The sequence below is a fragment of the Qipengyuania sp. S6317L1 genome (assembly GCF_023015615.1).
Taxonomy (GTDB): domain Bacteria; phylum Pseudomonadota; class Alphaproteobacteria; order Sphingomonadales; family Sphingomonadaceae; genus Erythrobacter.
Genome location: NZ_JALKAJ010000003.1, coordinates 55,137 through 79,662, shown reverse-complemented (window position 1 = coordinate 79,662; position 24,526 = coordinate 55,137). Strand labels below are relative to the sequence as shown.

Genomic DNA, 24,526 nt, shown 5'->3' with positions numbered 1-24,526 from the left:
TTCTTATTGCAGGCAGGACGCTTAGAATAGGGATCGAAAGAGGATCCCCGACCATGCTTGAAGTCCACCAATTCCCCTGCCTGTCCGACAATTACGGCTTTCTGCTGCACAATTCGGTCACGGGCGAAACCGCTGCGATCGACACGCCTGACGGGGGCGAATATCTTGCTCAGGCGAAAGCAAAGGGCTGGACTATCACCCATATCTGGAACACCCATTGGCACCCCGATCACGCGGGCGGCAATGTGGAGATTGTCGAGGCGACAGGTGCACGGGTGCTTGCGCCCAAAGAGGTGGAGAAGCTCTCCCCCATCGACCGCGTGATCGAGCACGGCGATACCGTGAACCTTGGCGAACACCGCGCCGATGTGATCGACGTATCGGGCCACACCAACGGCCATATCGCTTTCCATGTTGTCGAGGAGGGTATCGCGTTCGTGGGTGACAGCGTGTTTGCGCTTGGCTGCGGACGAATGTTCGAAGGCGAGCCTGAGCAATTCTGGCGCAGTCTTGAGCGGATCAAGCGCCTCTCTACCGGCACCGTCCTTTATTGCGCGCATGAATACACGCAGGCGAATGCGAAGTTTGCGCTTCACGCCGATCCCGACAACACCGAGCTTCAGGAATACGCGGCCGAGATCGACGAAAAACGCACTCGCGGTGAATGGACTGTGCCGACGGTTCTGAAACGCGAGCTTGCGACCAATCCGTTCCTGCGCGCCGATGATCCGGCGATGCAGGCGCGCTGGGGCGGCAATGCGCCGCATGAAACCTTTGCCGCGCTTCGCACCGCCAAGGACAATTTCTAGGCCATCATGCAAGCCCTACGAGTAGAGGAACTGTCGCAGGACCTTTCCGGGGTCCAGTTGGTCGATATGCCAGAGCCAACCCGCGCACCGGGCGAAGTGCTGGTGCGTGTAATGGCGGCCTCGCTCAACTTTCCCGACCTCCTGATGACAAGGGGCGAATATCAGTTCAAACCCGATGTCCCCTTCACCAGCGGGCTCGAGATGGCTGGCGAGGTGCTTGAAGCAGATCCGGGCAGCGGCTTTACCCCGGGCGACACAGTGATCGGCGGCAAGAAAACGGATGCCTTTGCAGAAATCATCTGCGTGCCCGAACGAAGTCTCTCTCCCCTCCCCGCTGACCTGAGCTTCGCACAGGGCGCAGCGATGGGTGCAGCCTATCAGACCGCCTACACCGGCCTCGTCGAGCTGGGAGGGTTGAAACGGGACCAATGGGTTCTCGTTCACGGAGCAAGCGGCGGTGTCGGGCTTGCGGCCTGTGATCTGGCCAAAGCGTTCGGCGCGCGAGTGATCGCTGCCACCGGTGTAGACGCCAAACATGGGGCAATCGCTGCTGCAGTCGCGCCGGACGCAGTGATCACCGCGGAAGGCCGCTTCCGCGAGCAGGTTGCAGAGCTCACCGATGGCGGGCTTTGCGACATCGTGTTCGACCCTGTGGGCGGCGATGTGTTCGACGAATCCACCCGCTGCGTTAGTTTCGCAGGCAAGCTCATGGTTGTCGGCTTTACCAGTGGAAGGATCGCAGAGATTGCGACCAACATTCCGCTCATCAAAGGGTTTAGCGTAGTGGGACTTCGCGCTGGAGAATATGCCCGCCGCTTCCCCGAGCGCGGCAAAGCCATCAACGAAGCGATCGCCAAACTTGCAAGCGATGGCAAGATCACGCCAACCATCGACCGCACCTTACCGCTCTCTCGCTGGCGTGAAGGCTTTGACGCGATGGCGCGGCGCGAACTGGTGGGCAAAGTGGTTTTTGAACCCGGCAAATAACCACGCGCACACAAACAAAAAGGCGACCCAGAAGGGCCGCCTCATTGTGTCTTCGCGATAGAGTGCGGGGCGCTTAGAGCGAGGAGATGACCTCGTCAGCAAGAGCTTTGTCAGCGTCCTTGTCATGCTTGTCAGCGATGATCTTGCGCGATGCCGTCGCAGCCGCATCCGCAGCTGTTGCCCGCACGCCGGCAACCGCTTCACGCTCGGCAGCAGCGATCTTGTCTTCAGCCATACGCTTGCGACGCTCTACCATTGCCTTGCTGTCTTCCTCGGCCTTGGCAAGGATAGCGTCCGCTTCGCGCTGGGCGCCTTCCACCATGACTTCGGCGTCTTTTTCAGCGCCAGCGATCTTGGCCGCATACTCGTCACGCAGGGTTTCGGCTTCGGCACGAAGGGTCTTGGCTTCGTCGAGCTGCGATTTGATCTCGGCAATCTTCTTGTCGAGCCCGCCAGCAATAGCGGAAGGAACTTTCTTCCACAAAACGACCGCGATCAGCACCGCCATCGACAGGCTCACCCACTGGTAATCCTGAAGGCCAAAGGCCGATGGCCCTTCGCCCGCTGCGATGGTGAGAGAAATGAGATTAGGCATCTGCAAGCGCCTTCTTCACAGCAGAGCGAGCGCTCCGCTTGTCAACTTTCGTACCAGCGAGCCGGGCCACGATGTCCTGCACCGCTTCGGTCGCCACATCTTCGACCTCGGCCATCGCGCTTTCACGCGCTGCATCGATCTCGGCCGCTGCTTTTTCAAGCTTGGCATCGAGCCGCTTTTGCGCCGCTGCCAGTTTCTTTTCGGACGAAGCCGCCGCCTTGGCTTTCGCCTCGGAGATCACGGCCTGCGCTTCGGCACGGTTTGCATTCTCACGCTCACGCCATGCTTCTTCCTGCGTGTCAGCGGCATCACGGGCTGCCTGAGCCGCTGCCAGGTCGTCCGCGATCTGCTTGTCGCGAAGCTCGACAGTGCTCATCACCTTGGGCACCATTCCGCGCCCGATGAGGAAAAAGGTTATGCCAAAGAACACCAGCATCCAGAAAATCTGGCTGGAATAGGTGTCTGCTAATTGGGCTATCTGAGGCATTGGTCAGGCCTTGCGCGTGCGCTGCGAGAGCTGCGTTAATTGATAAAACACCTTCAGGAGGCGGATTCAACGAAACCGCCCCCTGTAGGAATTTGTAGGATTTAGGCGACGAAGATCAGGATCATCGCGACGACGAACGCCAGCAGGCCGAGAAGCTCAGCTGCGGCGAAGCCGATGAACAGGCGACCTTGCTGGCCGTCTGCTGCGCCTGGGTTGCGAAGTGCGCTCTCGAGGAACGAACCGAAGACGTTACCCACACCGATCGCGGCCATACCGGCACCGATTGCTGCAAGGCCTGCGCCGACGAGCTTGGCTGCTTCTGCTTCCATTGTAAAAACTCCTTAGAAAATCAGTCTGTTAATTGGAAAAATAAGGTAACTTAGTGAAGGTGCTCTGCATCGTTGATGTAAAGCGAGGTGAGCAGGGCAAAGACATAAGCCTGGATGCCTGCCACCAGAATTTCGAGGGCCGAGATGCCGATCATCAGGATGAAGCTTGGCGCGCTGACCAGAAGGCCAAAGCCAAGACCTGCATTGATGCCGTCCATCACGAAGCTTGAGAGCACTTTCAAAAGGACGTGCCCTGCCATCATCGCCACGAACAGACGCAGCGCGAGGCTGAACGGACGCACGAGGAACGAGATCAGCTCGATCGGGAAAATGATCGGGATCATCGGCAGCGGCGTACCGTGCGGCACGAACAGGGAGAAAAACTTGATGCCGTGCTTCCAGAAGCCCACGAGCAGAACGATCGAGAAGCTGATCACGGCAAGAACGCCGGTCACGGTGAAGTGGCTGGTGAAAGTGAACGGGTGAAGCCCGACAAGACCAATCGGCAGAAGACCCAGAAGGTTGCCGAACAGGATGAACATGAACAGGCTGAAGACATAAGGAAGGTATTTCTTACCGCCCTCGCCGATGTTCGCCTCGAGCATGTCGTCGATGAAGCCGGTGAAGGTTTCCACCGCCATTTGCCAGCGACCGGGCACGAGCTCGCGCTTCATGCCGATGAAGATGAAGGCCCAAAGCAGAACAGTGGTCACGGCCATCCACAAAGCGGAATTGGTGAACGCGATGTTGTATCCGGCAATTTCCCAGACGTCAGAGCCGAAAAGTGGCTCGATCTGGAATTGCTTCATCGGATCGACTTTGGCTTCCGCTACCGGAGTTGGTGCGCCTGTCACGATCGTGTGTATCCCTTGGTACCTGTTTAAACGCGCCCGCCCTGACTTTGGCCCCTATTGAGGGTCGTCATCAGGTGTTTTGGACTGCGTATTAGCCGCAGTAATGATATTCCTGAAAGCAACGCCAATTCCGAGGAACAGCCCTACCAACAGACCCCAGGGCGATGTCCCGACCAGAGCGTCGAACGCCCAGCCAATGACAAAGCCCCCCAAGATCCCGCCGATGAGGTCCGCTAGCACCCGGTTGCCGCTGCGATAGTTCGCATCAGCCCCCTTTTGCTTTGACCGGTTGCGTTCATCTTCGCGCTCTCTCGCAGCTTTCAGCCGCGCTTCGAGCGCATCAATTCGCGCATCCTCAAGGATGGGTTCTTCGGCGGGTTTTTCCTCGCTCATGCTGGCCTCCTTATAAAGATGGAAAAGCGCGAGCGCGAAAGGTGCCCGCCAAGGGCGAGTGCCCCCTAGAAGAGGGCGATTCTGGAGTCAATGGTGGTGTGCTGTGTTTTCCGCGCGCGCGAATGATTGAGCATCCTTCAAAGACAGGCAGGCAAGCTTCCCGCGCTGCGTGCAGCCAACCGGCTTTGCCGCGCCTTGCACAAGCGTGTGACCTCGTGATTACGGGCAGATGGGCAAACGCTCAGGCGGCGCGGACGAGCGGGTTTGCCACGAACCGTCGGGCGCCTGATACTTTTCCCCCGGAACGGTGCGCGCAATCGCCTGACACCCTGCGGTGGTCGCATATTGTTCGACGGTTGCGTTGTTCTGCTGTGCCTTGCGGGTGTAAACCGCGCGGCGCTGGATGTTGATGTCATTGACGAGGGTTTGCAGCGCAGGCGTTGCCTGGCCGACAATCCCCAGATAGCCGTCAATCTGTTCGCCAACGCTGCCATTGGCGCGCGCTGCGGCATAGGCCGGATCGCGCTGCGCCATGGCAGGCGAGGCAACACCGGTAAGCACCGTGGCGCCAGCAACCAGAGCCATTATGGATTTGCGAAAGCTGTTCATCTCGTTTCCTTTTCAACCTTCCCGTCGGCGTTCTCGCGCCGCGTCAGAAGATGTCTGCATTCTCATCAATCGTATTGCTGGCATCTTCTGCCAGCCGGTAAAGCACTTCGGCGCGAATATTGACGTTCAGCTCGATCACAATCGGTTCTTCGGGTGCGGAGACATTGATACATCCGCCAAGTCCCGTAATCCCGCCTGCGATCGCGGCAATCTGCCACACCTTACGGTTCATATTCGCTCCCCTGAAATTGACGAAGCCGAGTGTGGCACCGCCGCTTTCGGGGGTCAATTTATCGTCTGTCATAGCTTTTCATCGCTTTCTGGAGGTTGAACGGAGGAGTCTTCCCTGCATTCAGCTTCGACCGAAGGTGTTTGTGGTGTGGGATTGGGTGTCGGTGCGGGAGAAGGCACGCTTTCGCGCGGTACGATCCGGTTTCCGTCGATCTGCAACAATCCTTGATCTATCGGATCGCCAAAGACGGTCGGATCAAACAGCCCGCGCACGATTGTTGCGAGCAGATAGAAATTTTCCGAGCGCACGTTGATCTTGAACCGGATCGGCAGCTTGGCCAGCTGGCGGGTCACGAAATTCTTGCTCGCCCCTGCGCCCTGCCTGACGCCATCAATGTTGAAATTGGTGATGATTTCCCCGGCCAGATTGCCGTTCAATTCAATGCTCATCTGGTTGTAATCGAGCGAACGCAGCGTCTGGAACGCGTAATTGCCCATGGCGCCCAGATCTTCATAGGTGAGCTCGCCCACGTAAGAGACATTGCCGCCCGGAGGCCGCGAAATGAGCAGGCCGCCAGCAATCGTGCCATTGCCCTGCGCATCGAAGATGATCGGAATGGTGCCGTCAAACTGTCCCGTTGCGCTAAGGTTCGACAGCTCCATCTGCGTTACGAAAGTGGCTGCATCGAGGGCGATAATCTCGAAAATATAGCTTTGCCCCTGTCCGCCGCCATAGTCGAGCGTCACAGGGCGAAGCATGAGTTCGCCGCCCATGAACGGCCAGCGCCCTTCATTCACATCGATCACGGTGCCGTTCGTGATCGAATAGACGATCCGGCCATCAAGCGCCTCGATCCCCGGATTGACCGAGGCGATAGTGGCAACCTGATTTGGCGCGGTGGTCATGGCGAGAAGGTCGGTAAACTCTATCGTGCCCGAAAGACCGCGCACAGGACCAAATGCAGCAGCAAAGTCGAACCCTTGGGTCGAGAAGGTGCCTGTGCTGTCGATGTCGCTTCCGTTCCAGTCGAGGCGCCCCTCCCCTTCGATCACGCCGTCGGCAAAGGCGATCAGACCCTTGGTGAGCGATGTCAGATCATCGGGCTGGAACGCTTCGTCAAAACCGAGCCCGGGCACGGTAAAGTCTGCGCCGCCAATGCCGGATGAAAGATCGTGGCGAAGCGCGATATTTGCCACGCCGCGCGATGTAGCGGGATGGAACAGTTCCGCATTTGCGAGCACCATGCCATCGGCAAACGCAAGGCTCGCGCCCTCGCTTGCCAGCGGTTCAATGCGCCGGACGGCTCCGGGCTCGACCCTTTCGGTGACGGTAAACGCACCTTCGCGAAGGGCGAGCACATTGTCGGCAAAGCTCCATTCGCCCGACAGTCCGGATATATCGAGCGGCACGAAGTCGAGAGAGGCATTGGCCCCTTCGATATTGCCGCCGATCACATCGCCAAGCTCGCCGTCGATGCGGGCCGCATCGAAGCGCACTGCCTCGCCGCTCGCGCCGATCCTTGCGGTGAGGTCGGTAAGCGCAAAACCGCCGGGATACCGCAGGCTGGCGCTCGATGCGGTGATGGCGGCGGGGTTTTCTCCCAAACTGCCTGAAAGCGCGATCTCGTCCACCCGCGCGGCAATCTGAAGATCATCGCGGTAACGCACAACCGCACCGCCTGCATCGGGGCACACGGTCAAAGTCTGTTGGCGCACATCGAAGTCATAGGCCCGCACCCCGGCGATTTGCGCCCGGCCGCACTGTGTGCCAAGGGCAAGGCCGGAAGCAGGCGACCAGCGCCCCTCAACGGGAAGGACCAACCCCTGAAGCCTTCCGCCCGGCACTGCTCCTTGCGCAAGCATTGTGCCATCGAACTGCACAGCGCCCGCCGCATTGCGCCTTGCCTCGAGCCGCGGGATGCTGATCGCATCGGCCCCTTCGCGGTATTCGGCCATGCTCATGCGCAGCGCCAGATTGCCGCTGCCACGCTGCGAAAGGCGCGCATTGATCCGTGGCAAGTCCGCGCCGCCGGTGAGAATATTGCCCGAAAGGTTCTCTGGTTGCCCCTCGCCTGCGCTTGCATAGCTGACACGCGACATTGCCAATAGCGTCTCGCCAGCGGCGCTGCTCAGGCGCGCTTCGGGAACAACGACACGCACGGTGTCGCTGGTGGTGCGCGCTGATACATCGGCGGCAAACGCGCCATCCAAAAGCCCCCGGCCAAGACCGCGTTCAAGCTTACCCAGAAGCGATCCGACAAGCGTGCCCTTCCCCGCCGCGCGCGCCTCGGCCAGACCAGCGCCGTTGAGAAAAGCGCCCGCGTCAATCGCATCGCCGGTTATCCGGCCTGTCCATTCGTTGCGGGCAAAGCCCTGCTGGCTGCGCAAGGTCCCTTCGGATGCAATGCGCGCCGCATTGGCGTAGCCGGTCCTTAGCCCCTTGCCCGAAATGTCATGGCGCAGGCTCAATTCGATCTGCTCGCCAAACGCGAGGGCAAAGTCCGCCGAACCGCCAAGCGCGTCCAAAGCCATGTCGGAAAAGCTGAGTCCCGAGCCATCAAGCGCCAGATCACCTTCTACCGAGGCCAGATCCCCGGCCAGCGTCAGCACTGCGCCCGCGTCGGCTGTTGCTATACGCGCGCCCTCGCAGGAAAGCTCGCGCAGACGCAGCGGACCATCGAAGCTGAGCCTTCCTGCATCGCTGGTGAGATTGCCAAAGGCGGTCGCACCGGTCGCCGAGCACCCTTCCACGCCCAACCCCGGAGCGGTGGCCGCGAGCGTTCCCGCAAACCCGTCATCAATCGCGCCTTCGCCATCCAGTTTGGCACCGATGACGCCAAAATCGCTCGCAATCCGCGCGCGCCCGTCGATGATGCGCACATTATATGTGGGTAGCCCCGCCGGCTCTTCGCTTTCGGCAAAAAGCAGGGCATCAAGGCTCCCGAAGCTCAGCGCGCCATCGGTAAACTCGCCGAACAATCGCGGCCGCGTCAGCTCGATCTGGCCAAGGTCAGGCGGACCGTAGGTATAGGACAGGGCAAGCGTCACCCGCTCGGCGGTAAAATCGGGACGCTCCGGATCGCCCACCACGAGGTTGCGAATGACCTGCCGCCGCGCACCGATGCTCTCGATCTCGTAACTTGCGTCGAGCCCGTAATTGGCGAGCGTGTCTTCGATCAGATTGGCCGCAATCCGCTCTCGCCCGAGCCATGCGAGCGATCCCGCCAGCACGACAAACGCCAGAACCATAAGGCTTATCCGCCAGCGCCAACGCGCAGGCCAAAAGCGCCGTCTGCGCTTCAGATCGGGTAAATCCGCTTCGGGCTGAACCTCTGCCATGGGCCTCATCACTTGCGCGTAAGCCTCGACAAAGGCAATGATAGTCGCGTGTAAAATCAGTGCACGAGGCGAGATTGCCACAATCTGAAGACGCATTTGACTTTGGCGAGGAGCCCGCGGGCAGCCCTGCACCCAAATCGGATGCGGGAAAGCACGCAGGGCTTGGTCACCGCGAACGCCTGCGCGAACGGCTCCTCAAAGGCGGGGCAGAGGCGCTCGCCGATTACGAGGTGCTCGAATATCTCCTGTTTGCCGCGATCAAACAGGGCGACACCAAGCCGGTTGCCAAGGCGCTTCTTGCCCAGTTCGGCTCGCTTTCTGCGGTGCTCAATGCCGATGCAGCCGCGCTCCAACGCACAAAGGGCGTGGGCAAAACCAGCGCGGCGGCCCTTAAAAGCGTCGCGATTGCCGCTAGACGTATGGCGAGAAGCGAGATTGCCGCAAAGCCGGTGCTTTCCAGCTGGCAATCGCTCATCGATTATCTCGCCATCGACATGGCGCATTTGACGGTTGAGCGGGTGCGCGTGCTTTATCTCGACAGCAAGAACAGGCTCATTGACGATCACCATGTCGGCGATGGTTCGATTGACGAGGCCGCCATTCACCCGCGCGAAGTGATCCGGCGCGCGATGGATGTGGGCGCGGCTGCGCTTATCCTTGTGCACAATCATCCGTCCGGTTCGCCAGAGCCGAGCAAGGCCGATATTCAAATCACAAGGAAGATCGCGGAAGCTGGACGGTTGTTGGGCGTGACGGTCCATGACCATGTAATTGTGGGGCGCGAAGGCCATGTGAGCTTGCGCGCCAAGGGGTTGATCTAAAGCCGCCCCTTCGACAACGGCGTGAAAGCGCGAAAGGAAAGTGGCAGGTAACTGTCCGCTTGCCTCTTGTTGCCCCTTGCAATCATTCCTCCGCCCGCTTAGCCGCGCTTCGCATAACCACCACCGTTTATGAAGGACATTGCCCGATGGTCCCCCGTTACGCTCGCCCCCAGATGACCGCTCTTTGGGAACCGGAAGCCAAATACCGCATCTGGTTCGAAATCGAAGCGCACGCGACGCAAAAGCTGGGCGAGATGGGCGTGGTTCCAGCCTCCGCTGGCAAGGCGCTGTGGGATTGGTGGGCGACGGACCCCACAATCGACGTTGAGGCGATCGACGCGATTGAAGCGGTGACAAAGCACGATGTGATCGCGTTTCTTACATGGGTCGCCGAACAGGTTGATGCCGCAGGCTACACCGGCGAAGCGCGATTCATGCACCAGGGAATGACCAGTTCCGACGTGCTCGACACGACGCTGGCCGTGCAACTGGCGCGCGCGACCGATATCCTGCTCGAAGATATGGACGCGCTTCTGGCCGCGATCAAAATGCGCGCCGAAGAGCACAAATTCACCCCCACAATCGGGCGCAGCCACGGCATCCACGCAGAGCCTGTGACCTTCGGCCTCAAACTCGCGCAGGCCTATGCCGAGTTTGACCGCTGCAAAACGCGTTTGATCGCCGCTCGCGCAGAAATCGCGACCTGCGCGGTGTCAGGCGCGGTGGGCACTTTTGCCAATATTGACCCCGAGGTTGAGGCCTATGTCGCTGAAAAACTTGGCCTGACCGTTGAGCCCGTCAGCACGCAAGTTATCCCGCGCGACCGTCACGCCGCCTATTTCGCGACGCTGGCAGTGGTTGCCGGTTCGATCGAGCGCCTCGCGGTTGAAGTGCGCCATCTGCAACGCACCGAAGTTCTGGAAGCGGAAGAATTCTTCTCCAAGGGGCAGAAGGGTTCAAGCGCCATGCCGCACAAGCGCAACCCGATCCTGACCGAAAACCTCACCGGCCAGGCGCGCATGATCCGCGCCTATGCCCTGCCCGCGCTTGAGAACGTGGCGCTGTGGCACGAACGCGATATTTCGCACTCTTCGGTTGAGCGGTTTATCGGCCCCGATGCGACGATCACGCTGGACTTTGCCCTCGCCCGTCTGACCGGCGTGGTCGAGAAGCTGCTGGTCTATCCTGAGCGGATGCAGTCCAACATGGATGCGATGGGTGGCCTGATCCACTCGCAGCGGGTTCTGCTTGCTTTGACGCAGGCGGGCGTAAGTCGCGAGGACGCCTACCGCCTGGTCCAGCGCAATGCGATGAAGGTGTGGGAATCGGGCGGCAATCTCATGCTCCTCGATCTGCTCAAGGCCGATGAAGAAGTGACGGCGGCATTGTCGCACACGGAGCTCGAAGAGAAGTTCGACCTCGAATATCACTTCAAGCATGTGGACACGATTTTCGCGCGCGTCTTTGGATAGAGCGCGTGCACGCTGGACTTGGGAGCCAAAACGCCTAGGTTCGGACGTGGATTTTGAACGGATAGGGGATAGGCGCCTTGCAAATTGTGCGCACAATATTGTGGGTTATGGTCGCGATTGCGATCATGCTTTTCTCAATTCTCAACTGGAACCCGGTCGAGATCACCTTGTGGGACGGCATTCTGGTCGAAACCAAGGTGCCGGCGCTCGTGATCCTTGCTTTCCTGCTCGGCCTGTTTCCGATGTGGCTCTATCACCGCTCGGTCAAATGGGGCCTTGATCGTCGCATTCGCAGCCTTGAAAACTCGATCAAATCCGCAGCCCTTGCGCATTCGCGCGAGACGCCTGTTGATGGAGCCGTGGATAACGCTGTGGATAGCCCCGCTTCCGCCCCCGTCGTGAGCCCTGTTGACAGTCCTGTTGAAAAGCCTGCGGATAGCCTGTCGCCAGTGGATGACGCACAAGGTGATACGCAGGGCACGAACAAGCCATGAGCAATCCGGTTTACCTCGCGCTTGACGTGCCGCAGATCGAGCCTGCCAAAGCTCTCATCAACAAGGTGAAAGCGCATATTGGCGGGGTAAAGTTGGGCCTTGAGTTTTTCTGCGCGCATGGCGGGCACGGCGTGCACGAAATCGCGCATCTGGGCCTGCCGATCTTCCTAGATCTGAAGTTTCACGACATCCCCAACACCGTCGCATCTGCGATGATGGCGATCCATGTGTACGAACCCAAGATCGTGACCATCCACGCAAGCGGCGGGCGCGCGATGATGGAAGATGCCAAGGCAGCAGCCGCCGAAGGGTGCAAGGTCGTCGCCGTCACCACACTAACGAGCATGGATGAGGCCGATCTTGCCGCAACCGGCGTCGGGGGCTCTGCCGAAGATCAGGTCATGCGCCTTGCGGAACTGGCCCACGCATCGGGTCTTGACGGGATTGTGTGTTCGGGGCGCGAAGTGGGCAAGGTCCACAAGCAATGGAAAGACGGCTATTTCGTCGTCCCGGGCCTTCGCCCCGCAGGCTCTGGTGCAGGCGACCAGAAGCGCGTTGTCACCCCGCGCAAGGCGCGCGATGATGGCGCAAGCGTCCTCGTCATAGGCCGCCCCATCAGCCGCGCCGACGACCCCGAAGCCGCCGCCCGCGCGATTGAGGCGACGCTTTAGGCATTCCCCATGATACGGGTCCGATTATGACAGTGCAGATCAAAATTTGCGGCATTCGCGAAGAAAGCGCACTCGAAACCGTTATCGCGGCCAAAGCCGATTTTGGCGGCTTTATCTTTCACGCAAAAAGCCCTCGAAATCTTACGATCGACGAAGCATCACGCCTGAGTGCGCAGGCCAGTGGCCGCATTCAAAGGGTTGGCCTCATCGTCAACCCACAGGACGCTTTTCTCGATGACCTGTTTGCCCGGGTTGAACTGGACGCGCTTCAGCTCCAGGGAGGCGAAAGCCCCGAGCGTGTGCGCAGTATCCGAGAGCGATATGGCGTAAAGGTGTGGAAAGCGATTTCGGTTGCCACCCGCGACGACGTAGAACGCGGCTCACAATACGAACAGGCCGCCGACCTCATTCTGTTTGATGCAAAGACGCCGCCCGGCGCTCTTCCCGGCGGGATGGGATTGCGATTCGATTGGACGCTGCTGCAAGGTCTGAAGACCGCGCTGCCATGGGGGTTGGCCGGAGGCCTCGACCCGTCGAACGTCGCCGAAGCGATTGCCAGAACCCATGCACCATTGGTGGATGTATGCTCGGGAACTGAAGCGTCTCCGGGGGTCAAAGACCCAGATATGATTGCTGCGTTTTGCACCGCCGCGCGCGCGGTTGCAGAATAATCGCAACGAAAAAGGGCGACCCGTCGCCGGATCGCCCTTTCGGTTGCAGTCTTTTCGCTAATTCAAGCGATTAGAACTTGATGCCGCCGCCGACAGCAAAGGTGTCGATGTCGGAGAAATCGGAGAAGAAGTGGCGGTATTCGCCCTTCACGTAGAAGTTGCCGCCAAGCTTTTGCTCAACGCCAAGACCTGCGTGCCATACGTCTTCACCCGAGGTGAAGCTGCGGCCGCCGGCTGCGAAAATGCGGGTGCTTTCGCCAGCTTTCGTGCCGATGCGTCCGGTGAGGCCGTAGATTTCGTCAGAACCGTCAACGAGCACTTTGTCGACAGACACTTCACCGCCGACGAATACGGTTTCGCCAAGGTCGAAGTCATAGCCGGCTGCTGCGCCGATGAAACCTTCGTCAAAGCCGCCGCCAGTGGCGAGGCCACCGCGAACTTCGACGCGGCCTTCGCCGGCTGCGTCTTGTGCCATTGCAGGGGTTGCAAAAGCGGTTGCAGCTGCTGCTGCGGTGATAAGAGCAATTTTCTTCATAGAACCCTCTTTTGTTAGTGGGGTATTTCGGGGAAGGCGTAGGTAGGTTTGCGTGGATGAACGTTCAATTACAGATCATGCAATTATTCCAGCCCTCGGTAATTTTGTGACTCATTTGCCACACATTGTAAATCTGCCAGAAAGGTTCCGACGCATCGTCAAGGCATTGCGCGTCCCCGCCGGTAACCAGACACACCTTTCCTCACACGGCTGGACAGGCGCGGCTCTACCTGCCAACGGAAAATTGCTATGAATCAGACCACCCCCAACTCCTTCCGCAATGGGCCCGATGAGCGCGGCCATTTTGGCGATTTTGGCGGGCGCTATGTCGCCGAAACGCTGATGCCGCTGATCCTTGATCTGGAGCGCGAATATCGTGCCGCGCAGCAAGATCCTGAATTTCAGCGCGAGTTTGACGATCTGCTCGAGCATTACGTCGGTCGCCCCTCGCCGATGTATTATGCAGAGCGTTTGACCGAGGAATTGCGTAAAGGTGCGGAACCCGGCATGGGCGCGCAAGTGTGGTTCAAGCGCGATGAACTCAACCACACCGGCGCGCACAAGATCAACAACTGCATCGGGCAGATTTTGCTTGCCAAGCGCATGGGCAAAACCCGCATTATCGCGGAAACCGGCGCGGGGCAGCACGGTGTGGCGACCGCGACAGTATGCGCGCGCTTTGGTCTGCCATGCGTGATCTATATGGGCGCAGAGGACGTGGCGCGCCAATCGCCCAATGTCTTTCGCATGAAGCTGCTCGGCGCAGAAGTTGTCCCCGTCACCAGCGGCGGCGCGACTTTGAAGGACGCGATGAACGAAGGGCTTCGCGATTGGGTCGCCAATGTGCACGACACTTTCTACATCATCGGGACCGCCGCAGGGCCGCACCCCTACCCCGAATTAGTGCGCAATTTCCAAAGCGTGATCGGCACCGAAGCCCGCGCGCAACTGCTCGCCCGCACGGGCAAGCTGCCCGACCTGCTGATCGCTTGCATTGGCGGAGGTTCCAATGCGCTTGGCCTGTTCCACCCGTTCCTCGACGATCCGGACGTGAAGATGCTCGGCGTGGAAGCCGCAGGCCATGGCCTTGATGGCGACGAACACGCGGCAAGCTTGCTCGGAGGCGCTCCTGGAGTGCTCCACGGCAACAAGACCTACCTTTTGCAAGACGAAGACGGCCAGATCACCGAAGGCCACTCAATCTCTGCAGGGCTGGACTACCCCGGCATTGGCCCCGAACACGCATGGCTCAAGGACACAGGGCGCGTGGAATACACCGCCGTCACCGATGATGAGGCGCTGGAAGGCTTCCAACTGCTCTGCCGCACCGAGGGGATTATCCCTGCGCTTGAGCCGAGCCACGCCCTCGCCGCCGTCGCCAAACGCGCACCGCAAATGCGCGAGGATGAGATCATCTGCATGAACCTGTGCGGGCGCGGCGATAAGGACATTTTCACTGTGGCGGAAAAGCTTGGGGTGGAGATTTGATTGAGCCCTCTCACCTTCAGGGGAGAGGGTTGGGAGAGGGGTAATGCGCGACCCTCGCCTCACTAGCCGGGCCAGAGACATGCGCAAGGAAATGCCCGAACCTGAGAGGCGGATGTGGCATGAATTGCGGGCGGAACGGTTCGAGGGGATCAAATTTCGAAGGCAAAAGGTGATTGGGATATACATTACTGACTTTGCCTCAAACGTCCCAAAGCTAGTCGTCGAGATCGATGGCGACACACACGCTGGCCGCGAAGAATACGACGCGACAAGAACGCAATATTTGGAAGATCAGGGATACACAGTGATCAGATTTTCAAACTTGGAAGTTATGGAAAGTATGGATGGGGTTTTGACCCGCTTGGGTGAGGTTGTGGCTGATTTGCTGGCCTCGCCCCCTCCCCCAACCCCCTCCCCTAAAGGTGAGGGGGCTTTGTCGTGACCCGCCTCCAAAACGCCTTTTCCAAACCCCAGGCCGCTTTTGTCGCTTTCATCACCGCTGGTGATGGCGACACGGCGGCCAACCTCGATGCGCTTGTCGAAGGCGGCGCTGATGTTATCGAGCTGGGGATGCCGTTTACCGATCCGATGGCCGATGGCCCTGCGATCCAGAGCGCAAACCTGCGCTCGCTTGGTAAGGGCACCACCACCGCCGATGTGCTGCAAATGGCGACCGACTTCCGCGAGCGTCACCCTGACGTTCCGCTGGTGCTGATGGGCTATGCCAACCCCATGATCCGCCGGGGGCCTGAGTGGTTTGCCAAAGCCGCCGCCGGAGCGGGCGTCGACGGCGTGATCTGCGTCGATATTCCGCCCGAAGAGGACGATGCGCTGGGTCCTGCTTTGCGCGAACAAGGCATTTCGCCGATCCGCCTCGCCACGCCGACCACCGATGCAAAGCGCTTGCCCAAAGTGCTCGAGGGGTCGAGCGGCTTTCTCTACTACGTCTCCGTCGCCGGGGTCACCGGGCTGCAACAGGCCGCAGCAGGCTCCATCGAAGAGGCTGTGGCGGCGCTCAAAGCGGCCACCGATATTCCGGTCGCGGTCGGCTTTGGCGTGCGTGAACCCGCCCAAGCCGCTGCCATCGCCAAGCACGCCGACGGCGTTGTCGTCGGGTCCGCTTTTGTTGACTTGGTGGGCGAACATGGCGCAAACGCGGCGCCCAAGCTAAAAGAGCTGACCGCGAGCATGGTTGCCGCGATCAAGTCGGCCTAAAGGAACACGAGACATGAGCTGGTTAAACCGCGTCCGCAATTCGCTGGGCTTTGGCGATCAAAAGACAAGCACCGAGAAAGACCTTTGGATCAAGTGTCCCAATTGTCAGGAGATGCTGTTCGTCTCCGACTATGAGGAAAACCTCCATGTCTGCCCCAAATGCGGGCACCATGGACGGATCAATGCCGATACGCGTCTGAAGCTGCTTCTGGATGAAGGGTTTGAACTGCTTCCCGTGCCGGAGGTGACCGAGGACCCGCTCAAGTTCAAGGATTCGAAGAAATACACCGACCGCCTGAAAGCGGCGCGGGCGAAAAGCCCCTATGCCGATGCTTTCATCACGGGTTCGGGCGCGATTGACGGACAGCCTGCGGTTGTCGGCGTTCAGGATTTCAGCTTCATGGGCGGCTCGATGGGCATGGCCGTGGGCGAGGCGTTTTGTCAGGCCGCGCAAAAGGCGCTGGACCGCAATTGCGCCTATGTCGTGGTGACAGCGGCGGGCGGTGCGCGGATGCAGGAGGGGATCTTGTCCCTGATGCAAATGCCGCGCGCGACCGTCATGACCCGGCGATTGAAGGCGGCAGGCCTGCCCTACATTGTTGTTCTGACCGACCCGACCACGGGCGGCGTGACCGCGAGTTATGCCATGCTCGGCGATATCCATATCGCAGAGCCCGGCGCGCTTATCGGCTTTGCAGGCCAGCGCGTCATTCAGGACACCATCCGCGAGCAATTGCCCGAAGGCTTCCAGCGCGCTGAATATCTCCACAAGCACGGCATGGTCGATATGGTTGTGCCGCGTAGCGAGCTTAAAGAGCGCCTTTCGCAGGTGCTGGAATTTTTGCAGCCCAAAGCTGCTGCCTGACGCCCCATGGACTTTGGCCGCTCGGATGATGCCCGCGTTCAGGCGCAGCTCGACCGGCTCGCCCGCCTAAGCGTTCCTCAAGGGCGCCTGGGGCTGGAGACCATCACCGCTTTGATGGAGCGGCTTGGCAATCCACATCGCAAGCTGCCTCCCGCGTTCCATGTCGGTGGCACCAATGGCAAAGGCTCGGTGTGCGCTTTCCTTCGAGCTATGCTCGAGGCCGATGGCAAGCGCGTCCACGTCACCACATCGCCCCATCTGGTGCGCTATAATGAGCGGATCAGGATTGCGGGCAAGCTGATCGAAGATGGCCCGCTAGCGGAGCTTCTCGAAGAGGTGCTGGATGCGGGCGAGGACCTCGCGCCCAGTTTCTTCGAAGTCACTATCGCCGCGGCATTCTTGGCCTTCAGCCGAACGCCTGCGGATGCATGCGTGGTCGAAGTGGGCCTTGGCGGACGCTTTGATGCAACCAATGTGCTGGAGCCCGAGGCGGTCGCTGCTTGCGGGATCGCGGCGCTGGGGCTCGATCACGAACGGTTTCTGCTCGCGCCCGAGGACGGTGTGCCGACAGAGCCAATGGCGCGGATTGCCTTCGAGAAGGCCGGGATTGCGAAGAGGGGTGTGCCGTTGGTGACTATGGGCGGTGACTATCCTGACGCCGCAAGGGAGGCGATTTCAGAGGTTGCGGAAACGACCGGAGCAATTTTGCGGGAAGTCACCTCCACTATCAATGAAGACATCGATTTCTTCGATCCGTGGGAGAATGGGATTGCCGACACTCACGGCGAGGAAGACTGTGAATTCCCACTCATGGGCTGGCATCAGGTCGATAATGCCGCTCTCGCCAGAGACATGCTTCAGTCCCAGCAATTGATTGATGTGAAACTGGAATCAATCCTTGTCGGGGTTTCTCATGTTGTTTGGCCAGCTCGAATGCAGCATCTCGCTGATGGCCCTCTCAAAGCTCTCGTTCACGACCGCGATTTGTGGTTGGACGGAGGTCACAACCCCAGCGCTGGCGAGGCGATTGCTCAGGTTTTCATAGACCCGCTTCATCTTATCATTGGGATGTTAGAAAATAAGAACCCACGCGCACTTCTGGATGCCTTTGGCGACAGGGTGCGCAGTGTCTCGGTGGTTTCAATTCCAGGCCATGACAGCCATCCCGCAAGCGCTTTTGGCGAAGATGCAGTGGCGCGCGAGGACCTAGAGGATGCGCTGCTGAATGTGCCTTCGGATGGCATTCCCATCCTGATCGCAGGCTCGCTCTACCTCGCAGGCGAGGCGCTGCGATTGAATGACGAGCTCCCGGATTAGCTCTCCTCCCGCCCCGCGCTCCCCATCGCCTCATCGACCAATCCGGTGCGCATCATCCACCAGAACAGCGCTATCCCCGGCAGAGCCAACAGGCACGTGAGCAGGTAGAAGTTCACATAGCCTATGCCATCGATCAGCCCGCCTGCCGTGGTACCCGTTAGAAGCCGCCCCACAACGCTAGCGCCTGCCGAGATCAGCGCATATTGCGCCGCCGTGAAGCGCAGGTCGCAAAGCGCTGAGAAATAGGCGACCACCACCACGCCGCCATAGCCGCTGGCAAAATTCTCAAACCCGATTGCCGCTGCCATCGCCCAGTTCGAGTGCCCCACCACGGCGAGCCCTGCAAAGCTCACATTGGAGACCGCCATCAGGATCAGCGCGAGCATCACCGAGCGTTTCAGGCCGAGCCTCGTGTAAAGCACTCCGCCAACGAAAATCCCGACCATAAAGGCCCAGAAGCCCACGCCCACATCGTAGATCGCGATCTCGTCATTGGTGTAGCCAAGGTCATCGAACAGCAGGCGGAAGGTGAGGTTTGCGAGCGTGTCGCCGATCTTGTGCACGAGGATAAAGGCGAGCACGAGCCACGCGCCATGCCGCCCCAGAAACTCTCGGAAAGGCCCCGCGATGGACTGCCATACATCACCGACACCCTTCTTGGCGATGGTCACGGTGCGCCTTGCGGGCTCTCCCATGATGAGCGCGGTGAGCATCGCAGGAAGCGCGAAGGCCGCGCAGGCGAGATAAGCCGCTTCCCACCCTACCCTTGCTGCGACAACCAATGCGAGCGCCCCTGCCCCGGCAGCTCCAATGCGCCAGCCATACTGGCTCATCCCGGACCCCGTGCCGAGTTGGTCAGGGCGCAGCGTCTCGATGCGGTAGGCGTCGATCACGATGTCGAAAGTGGCCCCTGTAACGCCTACCAAGACCGCTGCAATGATGGTCGCGCTAAGGCTGCTCTGCGGGTCAACCAGTGCGAGATTCACAACGCTGGCGATCACCAACGCTCCGGAAAGGAGCATCCATGAAACGCGCTGACCCATGCGGCCAATGACCGGCAGGCGCACCCCGTCGACCACCCATGCCCAGAACACCTTGAGATTATAGACGAGAAAGGCGAGTGTGAACGCGGTCACGGTCGCCTTGTCGATCCCGTCTTGCGCGAGCCTTGTGGTGAGCGTTGCCCCGATCATCGCATAAGGGAAGCCAGAGGAGACGCCGACAAAGAAAGCCGCCAGCGCCTCTTTCTCAAGGTAGGGAGCGAGCGCTCGCCAAACCCCTTGCGTCCTGGTGGTCACTTGGCCGCTTGCGGCTTTGGTTCGGGGCCGACATCGTCAGTGCCCATCTTCGATTGGCGGTACCATTCGGCCAGGCACAGAACCACGGCGACAAGGCCGATAAGTGTCGTCAGCACAAAGACGTCGAAATAGCCCTGTTCCTCGATCATCTCGCCCAGGGCTCCGCGCCCGAGCGTCCCGACAAGGAGAGTGAGCGAAGACAGCAATGCATATTGAACGGCGGCGTATTTCTTCGACACGATGGACGATAGCCACGCGATATAGGCAGCGCCCGCGATTCCGATCGCAAGGTTTTCAAACATGATTGTGAAAGTGAGGCGCGGCAAGGCGTCAGAGCCAAACGGCGCAAAAGTGCTGATCAGCCAAGTGAAACCGACCATGTCGCTCGCGGCCTGCATATTGGCCCCGCCCGCCGCCATATCGGCGTAGAGGAGGTTGGTAAGCGCTGCGAGAAGCGCGCCCAGCGTCAGCGTAAGCATCCGCCCCAGAACGGTGAGCATATAGCCGCCCAGCGCAAGGCCAGCGATAATCGCGCCCACGCCAAAGAACTTGGACGCAAAAGCGACCTCGTCATTGGTGTAATTCAGTTCGCCCAAATAGAACGGATAGGCAAAAGTCCCCCAGATCGCATCGCAAATCCGGTAGGTCAGAACGAGCGCAAGGATCAGAACCAGCGACCAGCCGATACGCCCGACAAACTCCACCAGTGGTGCGAGCAAGGCGCGATACAGGTGATCGACCGCACCCGAGGCGCGCGGTACGATCTCGCCGGGGGCTATCAGGTCCCTGCTGTTTGCCTTGCGGCTATGAAGGATGCCCGCAATCGCCGCTGGCAGGACAATGGTTGCAGCGATAATCAGCGGGCCCATCTTGGCGGTAAATTCGGTAGGGTCGGGCCGCCCGCTCTCGTTCAGCGCGAACATTCCGAGCAGGTAATTGGGATCAAGCACGAACAGCCCCAGATCCAGTACTCCCATCATCGGCACAAACCCGCCAAGCGCGCGGACCATGAAGATGCCAAGGATCAAAAGCGCCCAGCCCCACAGGCCAACCACCAGCCAGAGGTAATGACGGCGCACGCCGGGACGCACTTCGCCCGCTTGGTAAAGCTCCTCGATTTCCTCTTCGCTGGTGCTCGCGGTTCTTGCCCGGTCGCGGTCTGAATCGGGGGCAAACAACCCTGCAATACCGATCACAAGCACGCTTGCACCAAACAGCATATAGGTTTCCGGCCAGCCGATGCGCGCAGCTATAATGAGGCCCAATGCGCCGCCAAACAGAGAGGCTAAACGAAAGCCCATCTGATAGATGGTCGAGAGCATATCGAGCGTTGCCTCTTCGTCCGCCACGTCAATCCGCCATGCGTTGATCGCAATGTCCTGTGTCGCGCTCGCAAGCGCGCCGATACCTGCCAGCAGCGAGAACCAGCCAAGCTGCGTCTTGGGTTCAAGCAGCGAAAGTGTGACCAGAATGATCCCGAGGCTCAGTTGCATCGGCGCAATCCATTGCTTGCGCTTGCCCAGCTTGCGAAGGCCCGGAATGTTGACCTTGTCGACCAGCGGCGACCAGATGAACTGGAAGGCGTATGCCAAGCCGATCAGCGAGAAAACGCCCATCGTCTCAAGGTCGACTTCCGCCTCGGAAAGCCACGCGTAGAGCGTTCCCAGAAACAGCGCGAAGGGCAGCCCGCTGGTGAAGCCGAACAGCGCCATATAGGCCGACTTCCTGTTCCTGAGCGCGCGGATGACTTCGCCGATGCCCGGCTTTTCGGACTTTCCGGATTCTTCAGATGCGGCTGCTTGCGTCACGTGATCGCTAATCCCTTTTGCTTTGAGGGCGAGTGTGGGGCATATCGTGCCCGAGGGAAATAGGGAGAGGGCGATGAACGCCACAACAACGCAAGATTTGCCCAGAGAATTTTCGCGCTTGGAGCCAACAGCTGGCCAACGCGCGCTGGCGGAGAACATTCGCACCGGCGCATCGCGCGAAGTGGACGCAATCGGCACGGTGCCAGCGAGCCGTTACACTTGCGCCGATCACTTTGCGCGCGAGAAAGCGGCGCTTTTCGATAAGCTGCCGCAAGTGCTCGCCCCGTCCGCGCTTTTGCCGGAGCCGGGCATGGTGGTCCCGCACGATGATACGGGTCGCCCACTGCTTATCACCCGAGATACCGACGGAAAGGCGCACGTGTTCCTCAACGTATGCCAGCACCGCGGAACCCGACTTGTCGAGGGGAGCGAGGTGCAATGTGCAAAGCGGATGGTGTGTCCCTACCACGCCTGGACTTACAAGCTTGATGGCAAGCTCCTCGCCCTTCCCCGCCCTGAGACGTTCCCCGGCCTCGATAAATCGGAGCACAGTCTTGTTGAGCTTCCTAGCCTAGAGACCGGCGGCCTTATCTGGTTCGCCCCGAAAGAAAATGCTGATTTCACGCAGGCCAAAGCGATCAGCGCCGATTTCGATGCCTTTGGAATGGGGACCTTGCATCTTTTCCGACGCAGAACCCATCAGGTGAAGGGCAATTGGAAGCTCATCATGGATGCCTTCCTCGAAAGCTACCATGTGACGCGCCTGCACGCGAACACCATTGGGCCGTTTTTCAAGGACGGCATCACCAGCGGCGATATGGTCGGCCCGCATATGCGATCGGCCGTCGGGCGGCTTGAGGAAATGGAGAATGTCGATTTCACCGATATGGCCGCGATGCGCCGGGTGATCACCTTTGCCTATCAGCTTTTCCCCGCGACCGTCATCGTGCCCAGCCCCGACTACATCAACGTCATGGTCCTCATGCCGACCGCGCATAATCACACCATCGTGGAAGACTTCATGCTCATTCCGGAGGAGCCCAAGAGCGAGAAGGCATTGGATCACTGGGAGCGCAGTTGGAAGCTTCTGGATGGCGGCGTTTTCGCCAGCGAAGACTTCCGCGCAGCCGAGCTTGGCCAGCAAGGGCTGGAAAGCGGCGCGATCAAGCAACTGACAATGGGGACACTCGAAAGCGGCATCGTTCGCTTCGATGCGATTGTGCAGGAGCACTTGAACGCTTAAGGGGCTTTTCATGCCCACAAACCCCAAAAAGTCAGAGGATCGCCCAGAGGGCGACCGTATCGCCAAACTGCTCGCGCGCGCTGGCGTTGCCTCGCGCCGCGAGATTGAGCGCATGATCGCTGACAAACGCGTCACCCTTGATGGAAAGCCGGTCGAGACGCCTGCAACCTTTCTCAAGGACTTGCGCGGCGTCAGCGTCGATGGGAAACCCGTCGGCGGACCTGAGCCCGCGCAGCTTTTCGCGTTCAACAAGCCGACCGGACTCATCACCGCAGAACGCGATCCTGCGGGCCGTGCGACGATTTATTCGGCCCTGGTGAACGCCCTTCCCAAGGGCACTCCGCGCATGATGCCCATCGGGCGACTCGACCTCAACACCGAGGGGCTGTTGCTTCTCACCAATGATGGCGGCCTCAAACGCACCATGGAATTGCCTTCATCAGGCATCCCGCGCACCTACCGCGCCAGGGCGTTTGGCGAGATCGCGCAAGAACAGCTCGAAGCGTTGAGCGAAGGCGTTGAAATCGAGGGCATCCGCTATGGTCCGATTGACGCCAATCTCGATCATGGATCGGGCGGTAAGGGGCACAAGAACCACTGGATCGAGATCACCATCACCGAAGGCAAGAACCGTGAGGTTCGCCGCGTGCTTGAATATCTCGGGCTCAAGGTGAACCGGCTTATCCGCATCGGCTATGGCCCCTTTGCGCTGGGCGACTTGCCGCGTGGACAGGCGGCGCGCATCAAGAAGGGCGACCTTGATCGCTTTGTCGCGAGCCTCAAGGGAGGGCGCCGTTGATGCGCATTATCGCTGGCGAATGGCGCGGGCGTAAGCTTTCCGCGCCCAAGGGCGATGCCACCCGCCCTACCGCCGATCGCACGCGCGAGACATTGTTCTCCATGCTCACAAGCCGGCTGGGAAGCTTTGAGGATTTGCGCATCGCCGACCTGTTCGCAGGTTCGGGCGCGTTGGGGCTCGAGGCGCTTTCGAGGGGCGCTGCGCATTGCCTTTTCGTTGAACAGGACCGTGACGCCGCGGACATGATCCGCGCCAATATCACGGCGCTGGATGCGCGTGGACGTTGCACCGTGGAAGCAGGTTCCGTGATGGGCCTTCGCGCAGCAAAGGAACCGCTCGACCTGATCCTGCTCGACCCGCCCTATCGCTCTGGCGCTGGCGAAGTGGCGCTTGACCGGATGCTGCGCCTTGGCTGGATTGGCGAGGCCACGTGGATCGCGCTGGAAACCGCATTTGACGAAGAACCCCAGATCAAGGGTCTCACCGTCGAGACAAGCCGCAAGGTCGGAAAAGCACGCCTTCACATCATGCAGCGCGCTGCCTGACTCGCCTTGCGACATCAGACACAAAAAAGGGCAGCGTAAACCGCTGCCCTTTTTTGTTGTCGCCAGTTTTGCGATCTTACATCTGGCTCGCGGGCTTGCCCGGCCAGTAATCAAGCGGGCGATTGCCCCAATCAAGGCCTGCTGCACGCGGATTGATGCAGCCGTCATGATCGTCATTCATGCACACATCATAGACCTTGCCGTTGACGCGAACCTTGGTCGCCTTGCCGTCGTCGTTGCGCTCGATAATCACCGGCGTTTGCGCCTTGGTCGAACCATCGCGGGAAGAATATTCGTCGCCCTCTGCCAGAGCGGTTCCTCCGACGCTGAGTGTTGCAATGGATGCTGCGGTGATGAGGCTTGCTACAAGGTTCTTCATGGGCTTGTCCTGTGATTGTCCTTTTTTCCGTTCCGTCGATGCTAAGTTAATCAACCATCACCGGCATCGTTCCGAAAAAAACCAAATTGTCTGCCCAGCGCGACCACTGCCGCAACCGTTGGCGCGACCGTTGGCGAGTTCCCAAAAGGAAGGCAGACCCACGCTTTTTCCAAGCGCGAGTCTGCCTTTGCGAGGGTTGATAAGGAAGAGGATCAGGAAAGGGCGGCAAAGGACTGAATAAGCGCCCAAACCGTGTGTCCTCCCGACCAACC

27 protein-coding genes are annotated in these 24,526 nt (G+C 59.9%); 15 read left to right on the top strand and 12 right to left on the bottom strand.

Going from position 1 to position 24,526, the window contains the following annotated elements:
- Nucleotides 1-53: 53 nt before the first annotated feature.
- Complete coding sequence (gene gloB / locus MWU38_RS08035; RefSeq protein WP_247271336.1) at nt 54-809, top strand: hydroxyacylglutathione hydrolase; 756 nt, start codon at nt 54-56, stop codon at nt 807-809.
- 6 nt (nt 810-815) lie between these two features.
- Nucleotides 816-1,796, top strand: a complete 981-nt coding sequence (locus MWU38_RS08030) for an NADPH:quinone oxidoreductase family protein (RefSeq protein WP_247271335.1) — start codon at nt 816-818, stop codon at nt 1,794-1,796.
- Between the two features lie 73 nt (nt 1,797-1,869).
- Here the strand turns inward: MWU38_RS08030 and MWU38_RS08025 are convergent, their stop codons facing one another.
- The 8 genes from MWU38_RS08025 to MWU38_RS07990 all read right to left on the bottom strand — a co-directional run bounded on the left by MWU38_RS08025 (nt 1,870) and on the right by MWU38_RS07990 (nt 8,633).
- Nucleotides 1,870-2,391 (bottom strand): hypothetical protein, encoded by a 522-nt coding sequence (locus MWU38_RS08025; RefSeq protein ID WP_247271334.1) that lies wholly within the window; start codon nt 2,389-2,391, stop codon nt 1,870-1,872.
- The gene (locus MWU38_RS08020; RefSeq protein WP_247271333.1) at nt 2,384-2,878 is read right to left on the bottom strand and encodes an ATPase; all 495 of its coding nucleotides are present in this window, start codon (nt 2,876-2,878) and stop codon (nt 2,384-2,386) included. The genes MWU38_RS08025 and MWU38_RS08020 overlap by 8 nt, the downstream gene beginning before the upstream one ends.
- Nucleotides 2,879-2,979: 101 nt before the next feature.
- Nucleotides 2,980-3,207: a F0F1 ATP synthase subunit C gene (locus MWU38_RS08015; protein WP_027442220.1), complete on the bottom strand. Its 228-nt coding sequence runs from the start codon at nt 3,205-3,207 to the stop codon at nt 2,980-2,982.
- A 50-nt stretch (nt 3,208-3,257) separates the two neighbouring features.
- Nucleotides 3,258-4,061, bottom strand: a complete 804-nt coding sequence (locus tag MWU38_RS08010; RefSeq protein ID WP_348646871.1) for a F0F1 ATP synthase subunit A — start codon at nt 4,059-4,061, stop codon at nt 3,258-3,260.
- A gap of 54 nt (nt 4,062-4,115) precedes the next feature.
- The gene (locus MWU38_RS08005) at nt 4,116-4,454 is read right to left on the bottom strand and encodes an AtpZ/AtpI family protein (protein WP_247271332.1); all 339 of its coding nucleotides are present in this window, start codon (nt 4,452-4,454) and stop codon (nt 4,116-4,118) included.
- 219 nt (nt 4,455-4,673) lie between these two features.
- Nucleotides 4,674-5,063 carry a YdbL family protein gene (locus MWU38_RS08000; RefSeq protein ID WP_247271331.1) on the bottom strand — a complete coding sequence of 130 codons (390 nt, stop codon included), beginning with the start codon at nt 5,061-5,063 and terminating at the stop codon, nt 4,674-4,676.
- 43 nt (nt 5,064-5,106) lie between these two features.
- Nucleotides 5,107-5,367 (bottom strand): YnbE family lipoprotein, encoded by a 261-nt coding sequence (locus MWU38_RS07995; RefSeq protein WP_247271330.1) that lies wholly within the window; start codon nt 5,365-5,367, stop codon nt 5,107-5,109.
- Complete coding sequence (locus MWU38_RS07990) at nt 5,364-8,633, bottom strand: YdbH domain-containing protein (protein WP_247271329.1); 3,270 nt, start codon at nt 8,631-8,633, stop codon at nt 5,364-5,366. Before MWU38_RS07990 ends, MWU38_RS07995 begins: the two co-directional genes overlap by 4 nt.
- Nucleotides 8,634-8,707: 74 nt before the next feature.
- Between MWU38_RS07990 and radC the strand changes: the two genes are divergently transcribed.
- From radC to MWU38_RS07965, 5 genes are all read left to right on the top strand, one after another.
- Entirely contained in the window at nt 8,708-9,454 is a 747-nt protein-coding gene (radC, locus tag MWU38_RS07985; RefSeq protein WP_247271328.1) for a DNA repair protein RadC, read from the top strand.
- A 146-nt stretch (nt 9,455-9,600) separates the two neighbouring features.
- Nucleotides 9,601-10,926, top strand: coding sequence for an adenylosuccinate lyase (gene purB / locus MWU38_RS07980; RefSeq protein WP_247271327.1), 1,326 nt, complete (start codon nt 9,601-9,603; stop codon nt 10,924-10,926).
- A gap of 107 nt (nt 10,927-11,033) precedes the next feature.
- Nucleotides 11,034-11,420: a LapA family protein gene (locus MWU38_RS07975; protein ID WP_247271326.1), complete on the top strand. Its 387-nt coding sequence runs from the start codon at nt 11,034-11,036 to the stop codon at nt 11,418-11,420.
- On the top strand, nt 11,417-12,091 hold the full coding sequence (gene pyrF, locus MWU38_RS07970) for an orotidine-5'-phosphate decarboxylase (RefSeq protein WP_247271325.1): 675 nt from the start codon (nt 11,417-11,419) through the stop codon (nt 12,089-12,091). Before MWU38_RS07975 ends, pyrF begins: the two co-directional genes overlap by 4 nt.
- 26 nt (nt 12,092-12,117) lie before the next feature.
- Entirely contained in the window at nt 12,118-12,762 is a 645-nt protein-coding gene (locus tag MWU38_RS07965) for a phosphoribosylanthranilate isomerase (RefSeq protein ID WP_247271324.1), read from the top strand.
- A gap of 70 nt (nt 12,763-12,832) precedes the next feature.
- Here MWU38_RS07965 and MWU38_RS07960 read toward each other — a convergent pair whose 3' ends face one another.
- On the bottom strand, nt 12,833-13,297 hold the full coding sequence (locus tag MWU38_RS07960) for a hypothetical protein (protein ID WP_247271323.1): 465 nt from the start codon (nt 13,295-13,297) through the stop codon (nt 12,833-12,835).
- Between the two features lie 249 nt (nt 13,298-13,546).
- On the opposite strand from MWU38_RS07960, the gene trpB reads away from it, so the two are divergent.
- Genes trpB through MWU38_RS07935 form a run of 5 tightly spaced genes read left to right on the top strand, consistent with a single transcriptional unit; the run spans nt 13,547 to nt 18,182 of the window.
- Complete coding sequence (trpB, locus tag MWU38_RS07955) at nt 13,547-14,785, top strand: tryptophan synthase subunit beta (protein WP_247271322.1); 1,239 nt, start codon at nt 13,547-13,549, stop codon at nt 14,783-14,785.
- A 43-nt stretch (nt 14,786-14,828) separates the two neighbouring features.
- Nucleotides 14,829-15,227, top strand: coding sequence for a DUF559 domain-containing protein (locus tag MWU38_RS07950; RefSeq protein ID WP_281494628.1), 399 nt, complete (start codon nt 14,829-14,831; stop codon nt 15,225-15,227).
- On the top strand, nt 15,224-16,000 hold the full coding sequence (gene trpA / locus MWU38_RS07945; RefSeq protein ID WP_247271320.1) for a tryptophan synthase subunit alpha: 777 nt from the start codon (nt 15,224-15,226) through the stop codon (nt 15,998-16,000). Before MWU38_RS07950 ends, trpA begins: the two co-directional genes overlap by 4 nt.
- Nucleotides 16,001-16,013: 13 nt before the next feature.
- A complete protein-coding gene (gene accD, locus MWU38_RS07940) occupies nt 16,014-16,865 on the top strand; it encodes an acetyl-CoA carboxylase, carboxyltransferase subunit beta (RefSeq protein ID WP_247271319.1) in 852 nt (283 codons plus the stop codon).
- 6 nt (nt 16,866-16,871) lie between these two features.
- Entirely contained in the window at nt 16,872-18,182 is a 1,311-nt protein-coding gene (locus MWU38_RS07935) for a bifunctional folylpolyglutamate synthase/dihydrofolate synthase (protein ID WP_247271318.1), read from the top strand.
- Here MWU38_RS07935 and MWU38_RS07930 read toward each other — a convergent pair.
- Both MWU38_RS07930 and MWU38_RS07925 read right to left on the bottom strand, forming a co-directional pair.
- A complete protein-coding gene (locus tag MWU38_RS07930; protein ID WP_247271317.1) occupies nt 18,179-19,480 on the bottom strand; it encodes an MFS transporter in 1,302 nt (433 codons plus the stop codon). The two genes, MWU38_RS07935 and MWU38_RS07930, sit on opposite strands and share 4 nt — an antisense overlap.
- Nucleotides 19,477-21,288, bottom strand: a complete 1,812-nt coding sequence (locus MWU38_RS07925; protein WP_247271316.1) for an MFS transporter — start codon at nt 21,286-21,288, stop codon at nt 19,477-19,479. Before MWU38_RS07925 ends, MWU38_RS07930 begins: the two co-directional genes overlap by 4 nt.
- 73 nt (nt 21,289-21,361) lie before the next feature.
- Between MWU38_RS07925 and MWU38_RS07920 the strand changes: the two genes are divergently transcribed.
- From MWU38_RS07920 to rsmD, 3 genes are read left to right on the top strand one after another with little or no spacing between them, the layout of a single operon-like run.
- Nucleotides 21,362-22,531 (top strand): aromatic ring-hydroxylating dioxygenase subunit alpha, encoded by a 1,170-nt coding sequence (locus MWU38_RS07920; RefSeq protein ID WP_247271315.1) that lies wholly within the window; start codon nt 21,362-21,364, stop codon nt 22,529-22,531.
- Between the two features lie 10 nt (nt 22,532-22,541).
- Nucleotides 22,542-23,330, top strand: a complete 789-nt coding sequence (locus MWU38_RS07915; protein WP_247271314.1) for a pseudouridine synthase — start codon at nt 22,542-22,544, stop codon at nt 23,328-23,330.
- A complete protein-coding gene (gene rsmD, locus MWU38_RS07910) occupies nt 23,330-23,875 on the top strand; it encodes a 16S rRNA (guanine(966)-N(2))-methyltransferase RsmD (protein WP_247271313.1) in 546 nt (181 codons plus the stop codon). The genes MWU38_RS07915 and rsmD overlap by 1 nt, the downstream gene beginning before the upstream one ends.
- A 76-nt stretch (nt 23,876-23,951) precedes the next feature.
- Here rsmD and MWU38_RS07905 read toward each other — a convergent pair whose 3' ends face one another.
- Nucleotides 23,952-24,254 (bottom strand): hypothetical protein, encoded by a 303-nt coding sequence (locus MWU38_RS07905; RefSeq protein WP_247271312.1) that lies wholly within the window; start codon nt 24,252-24,254, stop codon nt 23,952-23,954.
- Between the last annotated feature and the right edge of the window lie 272 nt (nt 24,255-24,526).

What these genes read in the sequence shown, in the direction of transcription:
- gloB (WP_247271336.1), top strand. Translation starts at nt 54, where the DNA reads ATGCTTGAAGTCCACCAATTCCCCTGCCTGTCCGACAATTACGGCTTT.
- MWU38_RS08030 (WP_247271335.1), top strand. Translation starts at nt 816, where the DNA reads ATGCAAGCCCTACGAGTAGAGGAACTGTCGCAGGACCTTTCCGGGGTC.
- MWU38_RS08025 (WP_247271334.1), bottom strand. Translation starts at nt 2,391, where the DNA reads ATGCCTAATCTCATTTCTCTCACCATCGCAGCGGGCGAAGGGCCATCG.
- MWU38_RS08020 (WP_247271333.1), bottom strand. Translation starts at nt 2,878, where the DNA reads ATGCCTCAGATAGCCCAATTAGCAGACACCTATTCCAGCCAGATTTTC.
- MWU38_RS08015 (WP_027442220.1), bottom strand. Translation starts at nt 3,207, where the DNA reads ATGGAAGCAGAAGCAGCCAAGCTCGTCGGCGCAGGCCTTGCAGCAATC.
- MWU38_RS08005 (WP_247271332.1), bottom strand. Translation starts at nt 4,454, where the DNA reads ATGAGCGAGGAAAAACCCGCCGAAGAACCCATCCTTGAGGATGCGCGA.
- MWU38_RS08000 (WP_247271331.1), bottom strand. Translation starts at nt 5,063, where the DNA reads ATGAACAGCTTTCGCAAATCCATAATGGCTCTGGTTGCTGGCGCCACG.
- MWU38_RS07995 (WP_247271330.1), bottom strand. Translation starts at nt 5,367, where the DNA reads ATGACAGACGATAAATTGACCCCCGAAAGCGGCGGTGCCACACTCGGC.
- MWU38_RS07990 (WP_247271329.1), bottom strand. Translation starts at nt 8,633, where the DNA reads ATGGCAGAGGTTCAGCCCGAAGCGGATTTACCCGATCTGAAGCGCAGA.
- purB (WP_247271327.1), top strand. Translation starts at nt 9,601, where the DNA reads ATGGTCCCCCGTTACGCTCGCCCCCAGATGACCGCTCTTTGGGAACCG.
- MWU38_RS07975 (WP_247271326.1), top strand. Translation starts at nt 11,034, where the DNA reads ATGGTCGCGATTGCGATCATGCTTTTCTCAATTCTCAACTGGAACCCG.
- pyrF (WP_247271325.1), top strand. Translation starts at nt 11,417, where the DNA reads ATGAGCAATCCGGTTTACCTCGCGCTTGACGTGCCGCAGATCGAGCCT.
- MWU38_RS07965 (WP_247271324.1), top strand. Translation starts at nt 12,118, where the DNA reads ATGACAGTGCAGATCAAAATTTGCGGCATTCGCGAAGAAAGCGCACTC.
- MWU38_RS07960 (WP_247271323.1), bottom strand. Translation starts at nt 13,297, where the DNA reads ATGAAGAAAATTGCTCTTATCACCGCAGCAGCAGCTGCAACCGCTTTT.
- trpB (WP_247271322.1), top strand. Translation starts at nt 13,547, where the DNA reads ATGAATCAGACCACCCCCAACTCCTTCCGCAATGGGCCCGATGAGCGC.
- MWU38_RS07950 (WP_281494628.1), top strand. Translation starts at nt 14,829, where the DNA reads ATGCGCGACCCTCGCCTCACTAGCCGGGCCAGAGACATGCGCAAGGAA.
- accD (WP_247271319.1), top strand. Translation starts at nt 16,014, where the DNA reads ATGAGCTGGTTAAACCGCGTCCGCAATTCGCTGGGCTTTGGCGATCAA.
- MWU38_RS07935 (WP_247271318.1), top strand. Translation starts at nt 16,872, where the DNA reads ATGGACTTTGGCCGCTCGGATGATGCCCGCGTTCAGGCGCAGCTCGAC.
- MWU38_RS07920 (WP_247271315.1), top strand. Translation starts at nt 21,362, where the DNA reads ATGAACGCCACAACAACGCAAGATTTGCCCAGAGAATTTTCGCGCTTG.
- MWU38_RS07915 (WP_247271314.1), top strand. Translation starts at nt 22,542, where the DNA reads ATGCCCACAAACCCCAAAAAGTCAGAGGATCGCCCAGAGGGCGACCGT.
- rsmD (WP_247271313.1), top strand. Translation starts at nt 23,330, where the DNA reads ATGCGCATTATCGCTGGCGAATGGCGCGGGCGTAAGCTTTCCGCGCCC.
- MWU38_RS07905 (WP_247271312.1), bottom strand. Translation starts at nt 24,254, where the DNA reads ATGAAGAACCTTGTAGCAAGCCTCATCACCGCAGCATCCATTGCAACA.